Source organism: Bacillus sp. ok061, from assembly GCF_900108285.1.
GTDB lineage: Bacteria > Bacillota > Bacilli > Bacillales > Bacillaceae_G > Bacillus_A > Bacillus_A thuringiensis_S.
In genome coordinates this window covers 76,274-92,986 of sequence record NZ_FNUW01000001.1, presented here as the reverse complement: position 1 = coordinate 92,986, position 16,713 = coordinate 76,274, and the positions used below count along the sequence as shown (strand labels likewise).

Sequence of the window (16,713 nt, the reverse complement as noted above, 5' to 3'; positions counted from 1 at the left end):
GAATTAATGAACTGAAATCCGGAAGAAAATCAATGGGTATCTCGCATTTTTTCGTTTCTAGTCTTATGCTCTTCATTGTAATATCGAACTACTTTCACTAAAGATAACATGTAATTTCCAATCACCTACTGACCATTACCTCTCACTAATTTGGATTTTTTAAACAGTTAATAAATTGGAGGATACTATGCTAACAAACCTTCGAATCTTACTATCTGCTATTGCTTTTATTCTTGCTTTTTTTAGTCTTTTTACACGAATTTCTATTCTTTTCTCTTATGTATTTATCCTTTTAAGCATCACATTTATTCTTTCGGGAGTTGCTGAAATACAACAAAAGCAAAAATCGAAAGCTATCTTTTGTTTTATAGTTGGGATAATCACTTTCTTCGTTGGGATTTCTGACATACTTCCATAAAAAAGAAGAGCTTGTGTGCTCTTCTTTAACTCACTACTTTCAATCCAATAATCGTCCCCATAATCCCAACAATACAAATAATCCGAAAAGCGTTTTTAGGTTCTTGAAAAAATAAAATACCGACAACTGCTGCCCCGAGCGTTCCGATTCCAGTCCAAACTGCATATGCGATCGATAACTGAATTTCTTGAAGCGCCATCGTTAAAAATTGAAAACTAATAATAAAACCACCTATTAAAATAATATTATTCGTCCAACTATTATTTTTTGCTACTTTCTTTATCCCAATTACACCGACAATTTCAAAGAGCCCAGCTATAATTAAATAGATCCATGCCACTTTATTTCACCTCTTCCTTATTCCCACTAAATTTCAATCCGATAATAAATAGTGCCAATAAGCAAACGAGGAAAATTTTGATGAGCGAAAATGGTTCTTTGAAATATAAAATATCTACTAATATCGTTCCAACTGTACCAATTCCAGTAAATACTGCATATGCCGTACCAATTGGAATTTTTTTAGTTGCTTCAATTAGTAGTTGAAAGCTCACTAAAATTGCAATGAGTGTCAAAATACTCATTGAATTTGTTTTTAATCCTGTCGCCCAATATATTTCAATTAAGCCCCCAAATACTAAATACATCCACGCCCTATTTATGCTAATCTCCTTTTTCTTTTTCACTTCTTCTTTTATCTCTTCTCTTGTTTCTTGTTTCGAAGAATTACGCTTCTTTTTCGGAAAAAGAATGTAAGACATCGCCCATATAAAATGAATAATAAGCACTGATGTCCAGACACTTGTAATCGTATTAATCGTTTCATTTTTATAAAATCCAATTTGTTTATTTAAAATCCACTCTTTCATATGAAGGAAATAGGAACCGCTTGGCAACTCTTGAGCTGGTACAAGCCCTACTATAAAAATAAATAGAAGCTGTGCAAAAATGAAAATCCCCACATGTTTATAAAAGTATTGCCGCTCTAATCGTGCGTGCTCCTTTCCATATAGCTTTTCTTTTTGCATGGCTGTCATTTATCTTCCTCCTTTTTCAAATAATACTCCACCATTTCATCTATATACTTCATTGTTTCCGAATCAAGTCCATATACTTTTGCAATTTCTCCCTCTTCAGGTCTAATTAATTCCCAATACTTATTTATTAATTGTTCATCTTCTTGAAATACATGCATTGAAAAAGTCACTACTTTTTCCGCCAATTGTTGCATTTCTGGTGAATCTACTGGTTCATTTATACGCTGGCGAATTTCTCTTAATACTTGTAACCACTCTTTCATTCTTTCGTCATCTTCTTCAAACGTTGGTAAATCCTGAATGATTTGCTTTTCTTCCTCAGTAAAATACCTTTTCCTAAACTTTTCCCTCTGATCAATTCCCTGTACTGATTTTATAAATAACATTAAATCTTCTGTTCTAAGCTCTCCTGTTAATTCAATGGCATGAAATGTTGTATATAGTTGCTTTTCTAAATCCTGTAATCTTTTTACTTCCGCTTGTATTGTTTGAATTTCATTTTGAATTGCACTTTTCCATCTTTCTTCTTCTGAAATCCCCTTTTTTTCTTTTAATACTTCTTTTATTTCCGACAGCTTAAAACCAAGCTTTTTAAAAGTCGTGATTTGCTGTAATGTAATCACATCATCTTTTGAATAGTAGCGATACCCTGACTCGGCAACGTACGATGGTTTTAACAATCCAATTTCCTCATAATATCTAAGTGTTCTCGTCGTTACATTCGTTTCTTTTGAAATTTCACCAATGCTATACTTATCCATCGTTTCCTCCTCACGCCTTATTTATCTTCACTATAAACTTTGACGTATACGTTAAAGTCAATACTCCATTCACACAAAAAACTCCTGTTTTTCAAACAGGAGCTCTCATTAATATATTCACCTACTGCCTTTCATTTCTTAAAAATGCTCATAAGTGAAACTCATTGTTTTTCTATAAAACCTGTACTTTTCTCTTTTACAAATAAAAAAACTGCCTTTTCACAGGCAGTTTTTCTTTATCCAAACACTTTCTCAAGTTCATCTTTATCTTGGCTTAACCAGAAGTTCATTAAGCGTTGTGCTCCTTCTAAGTCGTGAAGCTTCGCTTGACCACATTGTGTTTCATTTGCAGCTGGAATTTCTGTAATTTGAACCGCATCTTTTAATGTTAGTTCTAATAAATCAATGATTTCTCGAACTGTCGGTGTTCCACTTACTACAAGATAATATCCTGTTTGGCAGCCCATCGGTGAAATATCGATAATATCAAAATGCGGATAACGATCAATATATTTACGTAAATTAAATGCTAATAAATGTTCTAACGTATGAATAACATCTGGTTTCATTGCTTGTTTATTCGGTTGGCAGAAACGAATATCAAATTTATTTACAATACCGTCACTACCTACATTGTGAACTCCGCAATGTCTTACATAAGGTGCCTTTACAATCGTATGATCTAATTCAAAGCTTTCTACTGATGGCATAAAACATCTCTCCCGCTTTTAATTTAATTCCGTTATATCCAATATGATATAACGGAAATGCACATTAGTAAAGTATTATGTACAGTCGTGCTATAATACTTTAAGAATATGCTGAAAAGGAGACCGTTATGAAACAGATTTTTATTGGGATTATACGCTTTTATCAAAAGTTCATTTCTCCCATGACGCCACCAACATGCCGTTTTTATCCGACTTGTTCTCATTACGGATTAGAGGCGTTTCAAAAACATGGTACACTTAAAGGCTTTTGGCTTACTTGTAAGCGTATATTAAAATGTCACCCTTTCCACCCGGGAGGATTTGATCCTGTCCCAGATAAAAAGGATGACAAAGTAAATTCTTAATTGTCGTAACCATTCACAACTAGATCTAATTTTCCTGTATCAGGATCGATAACAAGACCGTGAACAGGTACTTCTTCTGGAAGTAATGGATGGTTGCGAAGTATTGATACGCTATGTTCTACACTTTCTTCTACACTAGAGAACCCTTGTAGGAATCTTTCTAAATCGATTCCAGAATAACGGAGTGTATCTAATTTCTCATTTGTTATACCGCGCTCTTTCATCTTCTCAATTGTACTGCTTGCCTGAATTTTTGCCATACCGCAATCGTGGTGACCAACTACACAAACTTCATCAGCACCAAGTTCATATACAGCAACTAAAATACTACGCATAATACTTCCGAATGGATGTGAGATAACAGCTCCTGCTACTTTAATAATTTTCACATCACCATTACGCATATTCATTGCTTTTGGTAATAATTCAACAAGACGAGTATCCATACAAGAGATAATTACCATTTTTTTATTCGGGAATTTTCCTGTTTCATACTCTTCGTATCTTTTCTCTTCAACGAATTTTTCATTGTATTGTAAAATCTCTTCTAATGACTTCATAGTAAAGAACCCTCTTTTCTCTCATTTACATTACTTATATAGTGTACCAAAATTTAAAAAACTCAAAAAGGATATTGCTTTATAGTAAAAATAGGATGTTTTCAGATAATCGACATAATTCTTTCAAAATATACACACACCTTTGTAACAAGTCTCACATACTTTAAACGTTTTTTCACTATAAACTGATTTTAGATAATGTAAAAAAGGAGTGAATATTTATTATGTCCGACGTTCTGTTACTAAGTCGTTTTCAATTTGCAATTACTATTTTTTATCACTTTTTATTTGTACCTTTGACAATCGGACTTGTTATTTTAGTAGCATGTATGGAAACTCAATGCGCCCGCACATTGAATCCAACATACCGTAAAATGGCAAATTTCTGGGGTAAATTATTTACAATTAACTTCGTAATGGGGATTATAACCGGGATTACGATGGAATTCCAATTTGGAACAAACTGGTCTGAGTACTCCAAATATATGGGAGATATTTTCGGATCACCTCTCGCAATCGAAGCACTTGTTGCCTTCTTCTTAGAATCTACTTTCATGGGAATATGGTTATTCGGTAAAGACAAAATTTCACCAAAGTTCCGTGCCTTCTGTATGTGGATGGTTGCACTTGGAACAAATATTTCCGCACTTTGGATTATTACAGCAAACGGCTTTATGCAAAACCCTATTGGCTACGTAGTACGTAACGGCCGCGCTGAATTAAATGACTTCTGGGCACTCGTTACAAATCCATATGCTTGGAATATGTTCTTCCATACTGTCATTGGTTGTTATATCGTAGGGGCTTTCTTCGTTATGGCAATTAGTGCCTATCACTTATTACGTAAAAACGAAGTGGAATTCTTCAAAAAATCATTTAAGTTTGGTTTAATGCTAGGTTTATTCGCCGCAACAATTACACCGTTTATGGGACATCAATCTGGTGTATCAGCAGCTAAATATCAACCAGCAAAAGGAGCTGCGATGGAAGCAGTTTGGGAAACTGGAAAAGGACAAGGCTTCTCAATTGTTCAAATTCCTGATGTAAAAAATGAGAAGAACTTTGAATTCCTTACGATTCCAAAACTCGGAAGCTTTTTCTATACAAACTCATTTGATGGCGAAATTGTTGGTTTAAAAGATATTCCGAAAGATGAACGTCCAAATGTTAACCTCGTGTATTATAGCTTCCGCTTAATGGTTGCACTTGGTATGTTCTTTATGGCATTAACTTGGTACGGCTTCTATTTAAACCGAAAAGGAAAACTAGAAAACTCAAAACGTTATTTAAAAATTACAATATGGTCTGTCTTACTTCCTTATATCGCGATTAACGCAGGATGGATTGTCGCTGAAGTAGGTCGTCAGCCATGGACAGTATATAAACTAATGCGTACAGCAGAATCTGTATCGCCTATATCAGTTCCACAAATTTGGTTCTCATTAATTAGTTTAATTTTGTTCTACACTTTACTTTTAATCGCAGACGTATACTTAATGTTGAAGTTCGCGAAAAAAGGACCTGCAGCATTAGAAGAACCTGCTACTGAAGGAGGTGTGGCTCATGTCTCATGATATGCTTGCAATCATCTGGTTCGGTTTATGGGGCGTGATTTGGACAGTTTACTTCATTCTTGATGGGTATGCACTTGGTAACGGAATGATTTTTCCTTTCGTTACGAAAGACCGACAAGAACGAAATCAATTACAAGAAGCAATTGGCCCGTTCTGGGGCGGTAATGAAGTATGGTTAATTACAGCTGGTGGCGCAACATTTGCTGCCTTCCCAGTCACATATGCAAATATGTTTAGTTATCTATATACACCGTTATTCTTAGTATTACTTGCACTATTTGCTCGTGCCGCTGGACTGGAATTCATGCATAAAGATGATTCACCAATTTGGCAAAAAACTTGTAAATGGGCCTTTACAATTGGCAGTTTCTTAATCACCTTCTTATTCGGTGTTACATTTGCTAACCTGTATTACGGACTACAAATCGGAAAAAATGGCTATGAAGGAAATTTACTTAGCTTATTAAACCATTACGGTATATTAGGTGGTCTTTTCTTCACTGCTATATTTGTCGTATCCGGTGCCCTTTGGGTCATGATTAAAACGACTGGTGAAGTATCTAATCGTGCTTATAAAATAGCAAGACCATTTTCAATGGCAGCAGCTATTATTTTAGCTATCTTCTATGTAGCAACTACTAATCGGACAAACTTATTCCAAAACTTTACGGAATATCCGGTACTATTCATTCTTCCAGTACTTGCAATGTTAATGAGTGTACTCGCACTTATTATGGTGTACAAACATAAAATTGGCCTTGCATTCACATTCGTTTGCCTAACAATCGCAATGTTTATGACAACTGGCTTTGCAGGTATGTTCCCAAGAATGTTACCATCTCGTATTAACGATGCATACAGTACAACGTTATACAACGCAGCTGGTAGTCAATTAAACTTAAAAATTATGTTCTTCGTTGCAATGGTCATGGTACCAATCGTTATTGGATATCAGCTTTGGAGCTACAGTATCTTTAAAAATAAAATTCATAAAGACTCTGCTAAAGGGTATCACTAAAATAAAAAAAGACACTTCGGTTGAAGTGTCTTTTTCATGTATGATTTTCGATAAGATGTTATATTTCCAATCTAACAACTATAATACAGAAGAATCATTAACAGCTCACAGCTAAAGTGTAACATACAACAAACATGTTACTTTATGCAATTTTGCATTTTAAAATTATAACGTTGATTGAATAACTTGATCATACACATCATTATCCCTTACATCCGCCGTACTAATCCCGCTAAACGTTTGTACTTTCATTCCTGTATTTGATGATCCCGATCCATTGTAAGCTTTCGTCTTTTCAATCGGCTGTACGTTATATTTATCACCTACATTAATTGTTCCATTGCAGTTTTCAATAATAACACCTTCCACAACTGCTGGCATTTTGTCACCCACTTTCATTTCTTTACTTTTATTTTATGAAAATCGCCTAGAAAAATAGCATGTTTCAATAAGAAAAAGCACTCAAATTGAGTGCTTTTTCCTTAAGCATAAAGACAAGTTTGGAGACAGTTGACTTCTTCAAAATTTTATTAGGGGTAATATTTTGAAAAAGAAAGCCTTTCATATGTAGGTTAACACCACTGGAATATATAGTAAATTGATAATATTTATACGGAAGATTGCTAATGTTTAGTATAGATAGTTTTCACTATGTTAACAGTGAAAACTATCTATACTAATAACAAAAAGGCGCCTTCAAAAAAGACACCTTTTATAAACAGACACTATAAAACAGAATTATTTATTGTTATACGATTGTTAGATACAAAAAGTAGAGGAAAATGTTTGTATTAAATTCTGGTTTATAAAGTCTGTCTACAACTTATATTGTAATCCTCTTCATTTGAAAAAAAATATAATATGCACAATTGCATACAAAAAGAAAAAGCACTCTACTGAGTGCCTTTTCAACCATTTTACTTTTAATATATCGCTTTGAATATATTGTAACATACATATCTATATATTTTATTGAGAAAATTCAAAATCCTTTTTCTTTCATTTTCACTTATAAAATCATGTAATATAAAAGGTATGTCAAATTCTTATACAAATTGAGGTGTACTATATTTATGCTGTATTTTGGAATTATTCCTCTTATATTGTTTATTATTTTTCTTATCTCGTATTTAAAAGATCCGCGGAAAATAATAAATGGTTTTTTATTTAATGCCTTTATCTGTTTTTTCCTTCTTTTTTGTGTAATTGTATCTTTGAACTCAGATAATGCTGTCCTACGCTATATTATAATTTTACCTATTTTAGCACTTCTCATTATGCTTCCTTTCGGTATTGTTACTTTAATGTTTGGGTTATTTCTTAATGCTAGAATTTTAATGAAGCGAGAAGGAAGACGGTTCACTAACTGTTTAACACTCCTTGCTGCTTTAGGGATGTTATTCTTTATGTTACTCCCTATCATAAATCCAGCAAGTCTAGTCTCATCGCATTTAGAGCCTATTTTTGCAGCTATTTCTCTTATAAGCTTCTATTTCTTTATACACTTATCTAACTTCTTAAGCGCATATTTTTTATACCAATTCAACAGACCAAGACGTAATCAAAATTTCATAATCGTTCTTGGTAGCGGCTTAATTAATGATAAAGTACCACCTTTACTTGCAAGTCGTATTAATAAAGCTATCGACTTTTATTGGAAACAAGCAGCTGTGAATACACCACCAACAATTATTTTCTCTGGTGGTCAAGGTCCAGATGAAGGCCTTCCAGAAGCAGAAGCGATGCAAAATTATGCTGTTGAAAAAGGAATTCCTCTTGAACATACGGTGCAAGAAAATCGCTCTGTAAACACATATCAAAATATGTTGTTCTCTAAAGAAATTATGGATTCTTTAAAACCAGAAGGTAAGTATAGAAGTATTTTTACAACGAATAATTTCCACCTTTTCCGCGCTGGTATATACGCAAGACAAGCTGGCCTTAATAGCCAAGGAATCGGATCAAAAACTGCATTTTATTACTGGCCTAACGCAATGATTCGTGAATATGTCGCGATTGTTGTTATGGGACGTAAGCGCCATATGAAAATATGTGGAACTATTTTAGGCTTCGCTTTATTCCTAACAGTAATTAGTTTTATTGTTTCTTAATAGCTATCAAATAAAAATTCCTCTGAATGCTTTATGCACAGGGGACTTTTTTATACCTTTTCGTTCATCAAATTTAAATAAATAACGTAACAGCATACAACACATTAATTATTCCAGAAATCACTCCAACAATAGCAAATGTTTTACTCGTACCCGTCACTTTTTTGTTTAAACCCAATATAGAAAATACGATAGCTACACTACCAATAAGCCCCCATAAGTTTATAAACCATGATATTAATCCAGTGATGAAACCAACTAAAGAAAAAACTTCTATACTACTATTAGAACTGCTATTCGGAAAACTTCCCTCTACCGTTTTATAGCTAAGACTCTCCCCGCACTGTCCGCAAAACTCGTTGCCCTCGTTCGTTTCATTTCCACATTTCGTACAGTATCCCACAGAATCCCCTCCCTAAGATTAGTGCCCCAAATATATCCATACTATCCATTCTACTTTTTCATATTAAAATTATGATCACTCTCTAATCTTCTACAGTTGTATTTAAATTAATAATATGGTCATAATATTCCCTGCATACATCCATTAAAGGAGAATTTTTTCAAATTAAATGTTAAAATGAAATTTAGGTGTGAATTATGTAACAAACAAGAAACTAGTTTGAAACGAGGAAATTATATGGAGAAAATTATCAAAAACAAGCCCAATAAGCTAAAAATTGCTTCGAAAGCTTTGATGATTATTATTGGGGCATTTATCACAGCGTACGGATTAGAAGCAGTATTAATTCCAAATAACGTATCAGACGGTGGTGTGACTGGTTTAAGTATCGTTAGTTCAAGATTATTTGGATTGCCATTAGGAGCTCTAATCGCAGTTATTAACATTCCTTTCGTTTGGTTAGGATATAAGCAAATCGGTAAAAGCTTTGCAATTTATTCTATTATTGGAATCGCTTCATTAGCAGTAGGTACCGTTGTCATGCACGGAATACCAGCTATTATCGAAGGCGATACATTATTAGTTACAGTTGTTGGTGGTATTATTATCGGTTTTGGTATGGGACTAGCATTACGTAACGGTGGGGCATTAGATGGAATCGATATGCTTGCTGTATTGCTTTCTCGTAAGTTACCATTTGGAACGAGTGACCTTATTTTATTCTTAAACATGTTCGTATTTATTTTCGTATCAACGGTATTCGGCCTTCAAGGAGCTATCCTTTCGGCAATTGCTTACTTTATCGCTTCGAAAGTGATTCATATCGTTGAAGTTGGTTTAAGTGGTTCGAAAGCATTTAAAATTATCACAAAAGAGCCTGAATTAATGGTAGAAACAATTCGCGATCGTTTAGGCCGAAGTGCAACATATAACGAAGTATACGGTGGCTATTCAAGAGAGAAATTCAAAGAAATTTCTTGTGTAATTAACCGTTTAGAAGAAAGTAAAATGAAAGAACTTATTAATGAAATCGATCCACACGCTTTTATTACAGTTTATGACGTAGCAGAAGTAAAAGGCGGTAATTTCAAGAAACGTGATATTCATTAATCGTTATGAAAAAGAGGGTGTGCCAACAATTTGGCACACCCTCTTCTTATTATTAAGTTGCAGTCTTTGTCGGTAAGTCGCTATATTTTAATAATCGCTGATATAATTTTACTCTCCCCATCTTCTTCCTCTCTTAATCCATGCTACGTATTTTTGAAAGGCGGGTACTTCCTCTTGAAAGCGCAGCGGAACATATAGAAAGAGAGTACATATACATAGTATCCATAAAATACCTACTATAAAGTGAAATTTCATCGTTGTACTAATAAACAAACTCAAGAATAATACGAGGAACATAATTACACTAAATCTTTTATACATAGTCATACTATCCCCTCCTTATGTCTTAATTGTATCAGTTAAAAGGAATTGATTTCCATAATAAAAAAGACCGAAAAGCAAATTCCACTTTTCGGCCTCTATAACTATCTTCTCTTCGTAATTTTTCCTGAACCACCAACCCTCGTTTTCGGAGGAGATGTATTTCTTGGCGGCGTTTTAATAGATGATTTCGGCTTCACATCTGATCCGCTTGAACCGCCTGGTGTTTTTGTAATTTTACCCTTACTTCCAGTAGAAGGTGGGGGCGTCGTATTACTTCCTTTTTCAGTAATACTTCCCTTATCACCTACTGATGGTTTCGAATCTACATTATCGCCTCGCTTAATGATAGACCCTTTCCCTTCCTTCGTAATTGGAGGTGGGGTTTTCTTTTCTTCTTTCGTAGGTGGTCTCTCTGGAATAACTGGTTTATGATTTTGTCTGTCATTGTATCCTCGATAATCACCGGGCGATGATTTTCTTGAACCGAATATATCGTTTAATATGCTACCCATAATATATCCTTGCAAGAAGGACGGTTGGTAATTTTGACGGACAAATTCTTTATTACTTATTTCAATTAACGTATCAGATGGTTTCTCCTTATCCTTTTGCAGGTTATAAATCTTATCAGAATAAACGAGGAACATTTGATTTTCGTCTTCTTTAGATGCTTGCTTCGGTTCTCTTTCGTTAATGAGTTCCTTCGCTACTTCAGGAACTGACCGATTGGCGGCCCTATACACGTAAGATTCTTGTTTACCTTCCTTTGCGACAGACTCAAGTGGATAACGGTCTTGAATCGACTTTGTCTGCCCGCCTTGACAACCTGATAAGGCATAACCAGCAACAACAAGTAATATAACGATAGCAAGTATAGGGATTACAAACGATTTAATCATGGTAAACAATCGGTTTGACATGATTACGCCCCCTTACGTTGCTCTTATAATTTGTACATCAGCAGGAATGATTGCTTCTCCCTCATACATCATTGTGCGACCATTTTGCCATTCAATACGCAATAATTTTCGATTATCTGATTGGAATTCCCATACGTACTGTTCCTCTGAAGCGGAGAATGGTGTTTTCCCCATCACAACAACACGTCCGTTATATTGTTCTTCCATATGATACTCAGTATCATCCATTTCAATTGTCGTCGGAATTTCCTCAATTGAATCTAAGCGACCATCAATTGGTGTATATAATTTGTAATACGTATTTTCACGGTCTTCAATTTTTAAATAACGAATGTCTTTTCCATCTTGCAGTGTTAAAACAATTTCTTTACGAGAATGCATACTCGTTTTCCCGGTCAATTCGTACATAACTAACGAAACTTCAATCATATCGCCAGGAGCTAACGTTAAAAGACTCTTTTCCGGCTTCGGTGGCTCTGGGCTTTTCATTATATTTTTAATTCGTTTAAATAAACTCATGATCTATCCCTCCTTTTCTCTTTATAAACAAGCACCTAAAATAAGTGCACCAACAATATGTAATGATCCAGCCAACATCGCGTGAGCAACACTGCCTTCTTTCGTACCTTCTTCTAAATCTAAACCAGCCATTTTCTTTAATACGAATTCGATAAACATTTCTACCACTAATAAAATAACGAAAGAAACTGCTGAAGCAAGAAGGGCCTGCCATAAGTCATTTGCTTTCGTAATTGATTGGGATAAAATGTACCCTTGTGCAAATAATTTCATAATAAAACGAGTTGTTACAGCTGTATTTCCATTTTTGATTTCTTTTAAATCATTGTATTTTGTAAAAATTGAATCAACCCACATAATTGCAAATAAAAGTACTGCACTCGCTCCAGTCCATACAAGCATGGCAACTACATTCATCCATGTCATTGCAAAACCTCCTCTAAATATAATAGAAAACCGACATGAATATATTTAGACATGTCGGTTCATTTGTCTCTATTCTATATTATTTCTCATACTGCTTCATAATACGAGCTAATTCATCGTCAACAGCAGAATTTTTGTTTAAGCTTGCGAATTCATCATCTAATGACTTTTCTTTCTTATAAACTTCACCGCTTGCTTCCGCTTCAGCCTCTAATTGAAGAGCTTTCTCTTCCATACTGCTTAAACCAGCTTTTGCTGAATTTGAATCAAATCCAGACATCGCCTGATTAATATTCTTCTGTGCTTTCGCTGCATTTACACGTGCTACAAGTGTTTCACGTTTATTTTTCAGCTCTGTTAATTGCTTGCGCATTTCTTCTAGCTTAAGACGCAGATTATCAGCAGCAGCTTTATTCTGCTCGTAGCTTGCTTTATACTCATTCATCTTTTGCTCTGCATTTTGTTTTTCTTCTAATGCACGACGCGCAAGATCTAAGTTATTAGCTTGAACAGCCATATGAGCTTGCTCTTCACGTTTTTTCACAAGTGCTTCTTGCTCTTCAAATAATATTTTGAATTTCTTCTCAAGTGCGATTTGAGCTGCTACACTTTTCTCAGCTTCTTGTACATCAGCTTGCATATCGCGTAAATATTGATCAGTCATCTTAACTGGATCTTCCGCTTTTTCAATTAACGAATACACATTTGACATTGTTAAATCTCTTAATCGTTTAAATACAGACATCTAAATTCCTCCTATGATATACCTCATATTTCAAATTCACTACTTGGAAAACTTAAGAATCTCCCTTTACAGTAAAGAATATTCATTTTTACAGCCTATGTGTTTATTATAACAAAACAAAGATGTCCTTACATGTTATTTCCAAAATATAGCCAATATAATATGACATTCCAGATAAAATATTGTATTTCTAATATATTCCCATTAATTCTCTTCAGAATTGACTTATTTTTATGCACTTTCACTAAATTACATTATTGTAATGTTACTGTAAGCTAACTCGATAGTTGCATTCCGATATTTCTTATACACTAATACCAGAAGCAACAAACATGCTTCTTCACATGTAAGCAATAATACAAAAATTGTATTTACTATAAAACAGATAAAAGGAGAAGTCATCATGAAAAAATTAGTAGGAATCGGATTAGCAGCGGCAATTTCATTTGGAGCATTATCAGGTTGTTCTTTATTAGGAGAGAAAGCGAACGGCTTTGTACTGTATGGCTCAGAAGAACAAGTTCAGCAAATTACAGATAAAAACAAAAAAGAAGTGAAAGAAAAAGACTTCTATAAAATGAAAATGACAACATTAGATGGTAAAAAAGTTCTTGTAATGGATAAGAAAACTGGTGAAGAACTAGTGAAAAAAGAGTTACTTAACAAAGTTGATGAAAAAGACAACACGAAACCACTTGATAAATTACCAGCTATAACAACAGAACAAGGTGTATTATTTGCAAAAGAAAAAGTAGAAAATACTACACTTGATGGGGCAAAATTAAAATATGAAGGCAACACAATTATCGGAAGTGGCCGTGCATATACAGATATGTATGCGATTGTTGATGACGCAACTTACAGCAATGTAAAAGGTGATGAAAAATCTGTAGGTGTATTAAAATTTGATAAAGACCCAAGTAAAGAATTTCCTGGTTACAAAGGCGTAGAAGCTTCTCAACTTGTAAAAATTAAAAAGTAAAACAAAAAAGCTTTGCGAAATTCGCAAAGCTTTTTTCTATTTATTATGAGCAACTTGTTCCATATCCGGACTACAAGTTTTCGACTGACATGACTTATTTAAAGAACATGCTGCGCATTTTCCTTTTTTACTTCTCTTTACAAAATTAACTAACGTGTATGCTGCATAACCAAAAATGATAGCTCCAATTATAATATTGACCATCATTATACATCTCCTTTTAGAATCCTAGTAAAGATCCAACTTGGTATATAATAAGCGTTAATACATAAGCAACAACAAGCGGGTAAACGACTGAGAAAATCGTCCATTTCGCTGATCCTGTTTCACGTTTAATAACAGCCACCGTCGCTAAACATGGAACGTATAATAAAATAAAGAACATAAATGCATAAGCCGATAATGCTGTATAATGTGCTCCCATTACGTTTCCAAGCACATCTTCTTTAACTGCATAAATAATTGCCATTGTAGAAACGACAACTTCTTTCGCTAAAAATCCTGTTAAAAGGGATGCTGCAGCTTGCCACGTTCCGAACCCGAGCGGTGCAAATAGCGGTGCGATAAATCCACCAATCATCGCTAAGTAGCTATCTCCCATATCAACGCCAAATCCTGATGGACCTGCATAGTTTAATAACCAAATAACAACCGAACCACCAAAGATGAATGTACCAGCTTTACGAACAAACCCTTTCCCTTTCTCCCAGGTGCTCAGCCATAACGTTTTCGCTTGTGGCACACGATAAGGTGGTAGTTCAATTACGAAAATAGACTTTTCCGCTTTCAAAATCGTAAGAGACATAATTTTTGTAACTAATAACGCGAGAACAATCCCTGCAACATATAAAGAAAATACAACAGTCGCCTGACTATGCGGGAAGAATACGCCCGCAAATAATGCATATACAGGTAATCGTGCTGAACAAGACATAAATGGTGTTACTAAAATGGTAAGTAAACGTTCTTTTTCCTGTTCAATCGTTCTCGCAGCCATAATACCTGGAACGTTACATCCAAAGCCGATAATCATCGGGATAAATGCCTTTCCGTTTAAACCGAAAAACTCCATAATTCTATCCATAACAACTGCAATTCGCGCCATATATCCTGAGTCTTCTAATAATGAAATGAAAAAGAATAGTGCAAAGATTTGTGGTACGAATACTAATACAGCACCAACACCGGCAATAATACCTTCTGTAACGAGTGCTTGAATAAAATGAGAAGCTCCAATACTTGTAAGTCCAGCTGTCACCCAATCCGTAAGCTGGCCACCAAAAAACTCATCTAACATATCCGATAAAGGTGTACCAATCCACGTAAACGTAACCTGAAAAATAAAAAACATAACTGCTAAAAAGATTGGAAGTCCTAAAATTTTATGTGTAATTAATCTATCAACTTTTTCTGAAAAAGGAATTTTTCCTTCTTTCTCATGCTCCATAACATTTGTTTTTAACTTTTCAATATACGCTTCACGAGTTTTGTAAATGTGCTCTTCTAACGTACAATCAAGTTTTCCTTCTAAGCGAGATCGAATGGCTATGAGTTCCTTATAAATTGGTAATGCTTTCATTTCTTTTTCTACTACTTCGTTATTGCTTAAAAATTGAAGCGCTAGCCATCTCGGATGCTCGTAATTCACTGTCTCTAAAAGAGCAATTACTTCTCCAATTCCTTCATCCATTTGTACACCATATGAAATAAGGAATGGCTTTTTCTCTTTTTTGTCATTTTCTTTAAGAGTCGCAAGTAGTTCTTCACAGCCTTTTCCACTTCTTGCAACGACAGGCACAACTGTTACACCTAAGAGTTCCGATAATCGTTTTACATCAATTACAATTCCTCTTTGCTTCGCCACATCAACCATGTTTAAACCAATTGAAACTGGCTTACCAAATTCAAGTAATTGCAACGTTAAATGCATATTTCGTTCAAACTGCGAGGAATCCACAATATTTAACATATGCTGAAATTCTTCTGTTAATAGAAAGTTTGTTACAACACCTTCATCACGCGAAACTGGATTTAAATCATAAACACCTGGTAAATCAATTAATGTTCCTTGTCTATCTTTTAATTTACCAACCTTTTTTTCTACTGTTACACCGCTCCAGTTTCCTACATACTCATAAGAACCAGTAAGTGCATTAAATAATGATGTCTTTCCTGTATTCGGATTCCCTAGCAAAGCTACCTTATTCACGCTAATTCCACCTTTATCATTTTCGCGTCACAATGACGAATACTAATTAACTGTCCACGACACTCCAATGTACAAGGACCTTTGAACATCGCCTTCTGCTTCATACGAAGTTCGCTTCCTTCAGAAAGACCGAAAGCAGCTAGTCTTCTCTTTAATAATTGATCTAACGACTGAACGCTTTTTACTAACACTTTCTCACCGATTTTAATATCTACTAAGCTCATAACCTTCCCCCTCAGAAGAGAATGATAATTATTTTCAGAAAAATTATAGCACACTCTATTTCTCTTGTACTATACCCTTTTGCTTCATATTTATTAACATTTCGCTACAATTCTATTTCAATCATTGTCATACTGTATTTGTTTGCCATTCTCATCCATTTCGCTTACAATAAACGGTAGCAAATAAAGAATCTCGTTATCACTGGGGGAGCCATGTCGCTGAGAGGGAACACTTCGTTCCGACCCTTCGAACCTGTTAGTTAATGCTTACGCAGGGATTGTGCAAACGTCCGAAAT

General features: G+C 34.6%; 22 protein-coding genes and 1 riboswitch. Of the genes, 7 read left to right on the top strand and 15 right to left on the bottom strand.

What is annotated here, in order from left to right:
* Window positions 1-187 precede the first annotated feature (187 nt).
* Window positions 188-418: a DUF3953 domain-containing protein gene (locus C4S65_RS00565; protein WP_000957185.1), complete on the top strand. Its 231-nt coding sequence runs from the start codon at window positions 188-190 to the stop codon at window positions 416-418.
* Between the two features lie 25 nt (window positions 419-443).
* Here C4S65_RS00565 and C4S65_RS00560 read toward each other — a convergent pair whose 3' ends face one another.
* The 4 genes from C4S65_RS00560 to luxS form a co-directional block, all read right to left on the bottom strand.
* Window positions 444-758: a multidrug efflux SMR transporter gene (locus tag C4S65_RS00560; protein WP_000312334.1), complete on the bottom strand. Its 315-nt coding sequence runs from the start codon at window positions 756-758 to the stop codon at window positions 444-446.
* A gap of 1 nt (window position 759) precedes the next feature.
* On the bottom strand, window positions 760-1,455 hold the full coding sequence (locus C4S65_RS00555; RefSeq protein WP_086405777.1) for a multidrug efflux SMR transporter: 696 nt from the start codon (window positions 1,453-1,455) through the stop codon (window positions 760-762).
* A complete protein-coding gene (locus tag C4S65_RS00550) occupies window positions 1,452-2,216 on the bottom strand; it encodes a MerR family transcriptional regulator (RefSeq protein WP_061667115.1) in 765 nt (254 codons plus the stop codon). The genes C4S65_RS00555 and C4S65_RS00550 overlap by 4 nt, the downstream gene beginning before the upstream one ends.
* 236 nt (window positions 2,217-2,452) lie before the next feature.
* Entirely contained in the window at window positions 2,453-2,926 is a 474-nt protein-coding gene (luxS, locus tag C4S65_RS00545) for an S-ribosylhomocysteine lyase LuxS (RefSeq protein WP_001141371.1), read from the bottom strand.
* A gap of 128 nt (window positions 2,927-3,054) precedes the next feature.
* Here luxS and yidD point away from each other — a divergent pair, with 128 nt between their 5' ends.
* On the top strand, window positions 3,055-3,291 hold the full coding sequence (gene yidD / locus C4S65_RS00540) for a membrane protein insertion efficiency factor YidD (protein WP_029443483.1): 237 nt from the start codon (window positions 3,055-3,057) through the stop codon (window positions 3,289-3,291).
* Here yidD and C4S65_RS00535 read toward each other — a convergent pair.
* Window positions 3,288-3,851, bottom strand: coding sequence for a carbonic anhydrase (locus C4S65_RS00535; RefSeq protein ID WP_000838173.1), 564 nt, complete (start codon window positions 3,849-3,851; stop codon window positions 3,288-3,290). The genes yidD and C4S65_RS00535 overlap by 4 nt on opposite strands.
* 224 nt (window positions 3,852-4,075) lie before the next feature.
* Between C4S65_RS00535 and cydA the strand changes: the two genes are divergently transcribed.
* Together cydA and cydB are read left to right on the top strand one after the other, a co-directional pair.
* On the top strand, window positions 4,076-5,425 hold the full coding sequence (cydA, locus tag C4S65_RS00530) for a cytochrome ubiquinol oxidase subunit I (RefSeq protein WP_103945086.1): 1,350 nt from the start codon (window positions 4,076-4,078) through the stop codon (window positions 5,423-5,425).
* A complete protein-coding gene (gene cydB, locus C4S65_RS00525) occupies window positions 5,415-6,443 on the top strand; it encodes a cytochrome d ubiquinol oxidase subunit II (protein WP_000017670.1) in 1,029 nt (342 codons plus the stop codon). The genes cydA and cydB overlap by 11 nt, the downstream gene beginning before the upstream one ends.
* A 165-nt stretch (window positions 6,444-6,608) precedes the next feature.
* On the opposite strand, the gene C4S65_RS00520 is transcribed toward cydB, so the two are convergent.
* Window positions 6,609-6,842: a spore germination protein gene (locus C4S65_RS00520; RefSeq protein WP_003308072.1), complete on the bottom strand. Its 234-nt coding sequence runs from the start codon at window positions 6,840-6,842 to the stop codon at window positions 6,609-6,611.
* Window positions 6,843-7,516: 674 nt separating this feature from the next.
* On the opposite strand from C4S65_RS00520, the gene C4S65_RS00515 reads away from it, so the two are divergent.
* On the top strand, window positions 7,517-8,554 hold the full coding sequence (locus tag C4S65_RS00515; protein WP_061667112.1) for a YdcF family protein: 1,038 nt from the start codon (window positions 7,517-7,519) through the stop codon (window positions 8,552-8,554).
* Between the two features lie 73 nt (window positions 8,555-8,627).
* Here C4S65_RS00515 and C4S65_RS00510 read toward each other — a convergent pair whose 3' ends face one another.
* The gene (locus C4S65_RS00510; RefSeq protein WP_000540173.1) at window positions 8,628-8,957 is read right to left on the bottom strand and encodes a zinc ribbon domain-containing protein; all 330 of its coding nucleotides are present in this window, start codon (window positions 8,955-8,957) and stop codon (window positions 8,628-8,630) included.
* A 237-nt stretch (window positions 8,958-9,194) separates the two neighbouring features.
* On the opposite strand from C4S65_RS00510, the gene C4S65_RS00505 reads away from it, so the two are divergent.
* The gene (locus C4S65_RS00505) at window positions 9,195-10,067 is read left to right on the top strand and encodes a YitT family protein (protein WP_000411244.1); all 873 of its coding nucleotides are present in this window, start codon (window positions 9,195-9,197) and stop codon (window positions 10,065-10,067) included.
* A 108-nt stretch (window positions 10,068-10,175) separates the two neighbouring features.
* Here the strand turns inward: C4S65_RS00505 and C4S65_RS00500 are convergent, their stop codons facing one another.
* From C4S65_RS00500 to C4S65_RS00480, 5 genes are all read right to left on the bottom strand, one after another.
* On the bottom strand, window positions 10,176-10,394 hold the full coding sequence (locus C4S65_RS00500; protein WP_000180095.1) for a hypothetical protein: 219 nt from the start codon (window positions 10,392-10,394) through the stop codon (window positions 10,176-10,178).
* 98 nt (window positions 10,395-10,492) lie between these two features.
* On the bottom strand, window positions 10,493-11,311 hold the full coding sequence (locus C4S65_RS00495) for a DUF4247 domain-containing protein (protein ID WP_000071186.1): 819 nt from the start codon (window positions 11,309-11,311) through the stop codon (window positions 10,493-10,495).
* A 12-nt stretch (window positions 11,312-11,323) separates the two neighbouring features.
* Entirely contained in the window at window positions 11,324-11,830 is a 507-nt protein-coding gene (locus tag C4S65_RS00490; RefSeq protein WP_000051755.1) for a DUF4178 domain-containing protein, read from the bottom strand.
* A 21-nt stretch (window positions 11,831-11,851) separates the two neighbouring features.
* The gene (locus C4S65_RS00485) at window positions 11,852-12,256 is read right to left on the bottom strand and encodes a DUF350 domain-containing protein (RefSeq protein ID WP_000220086.1); all 405 of its coding nucleotides are present in this window, start codon (window positions 12,254-12,256) and stop codon (window positions 11,852-11,854) included.
* A 79-nt stretch (window positions 12,257-12,335) separates the two neighbouring features.
* Window positions 12,336-13,001, bottom strand: a complete 666-nt coding sequence (locus tag C4S65_RS00480; protein WP_103945085.1) for a PspA/IM30 family protein — start codon at window positions 12,999-13,001, stop codon at window positions 12,336-12,338.
* Window positions 13,002-13,404: 403 nt separating this feature from the next.
* On the opposite strand from C4S65_RS00480, the gene C4S65_RS00475 reads away from it, so the two are divergent.
* Window positions 13,405-13,983, top strand: coding sequence for a lipoprotein BA_5634 family protein (locus tag C4S65_RS00475; protein ID WP_000737464.1), 579 nt, complete (start codon window positions 13,405-13,407; stop codon window positions 13,981-13,983).
* Window positions 13,984-14,019: 36 nt separating this feature from the next.
* On the opposite strand, the gene C4S65_RS00470 is transcribed toward C4S65_RS00475, so the two are convergent.
* The 3 genes from C4S65_RS00470 to C4S65_RS00460 are packed head-to-tail and all read right to left on the bottom strand — an operon-like array spanning window position 14,020 to window position 16,416.
* Window positions 14,020-14,190 carry a FeoB-associated Cys-rich membrane protein gene (locus tag C4S65_RS00470; protein WP_000989593.1) on the bottom strand — a complete coding sequence of 57 codons (171 nt, stop codon included), beginning with the start codon at window positions 14,188-14,190 and terminating at the stop codon, window positions 14,020-14,022.
* Window positions 14,191-14,203: 13 nt separating this feature from the next.
* The gene (gene feoB, locus C4S65_RS00465) at window positions 14,204-16,192 is read right to left on the bottom strand and encodes a ferrous iron transport protein B (protein ID WP_097960388.1); all 1,989 of its coding nucleotides are present in this window, start codon (window positions 16,190-16,192) and stop codon (window positions 14,204-14,206) included.
* Window positions 16,189-16,416: a FeoA family protein gene (locus C4S65_RS00460; RefSeq protein ID WP_000060519.1), complete on the bottom strand. Its 228-nt coding sequence runs from the start codon at window positions 16,414-16,416 to the stop codon at window positions 16,189-16,191. The genes feoB and C4S65_RS00460 overlap by 4 nt, the downstream gene beginning before the upstream one ends.
* Window positions 16,417-16,610: 194 nt before the next feature.
* A riboswitch (TPP riboswitch) is annotated at window positions 16,611-16,712 on the top strand.
* Window position 16,713 lies beyond the last annotated feature (1 nt).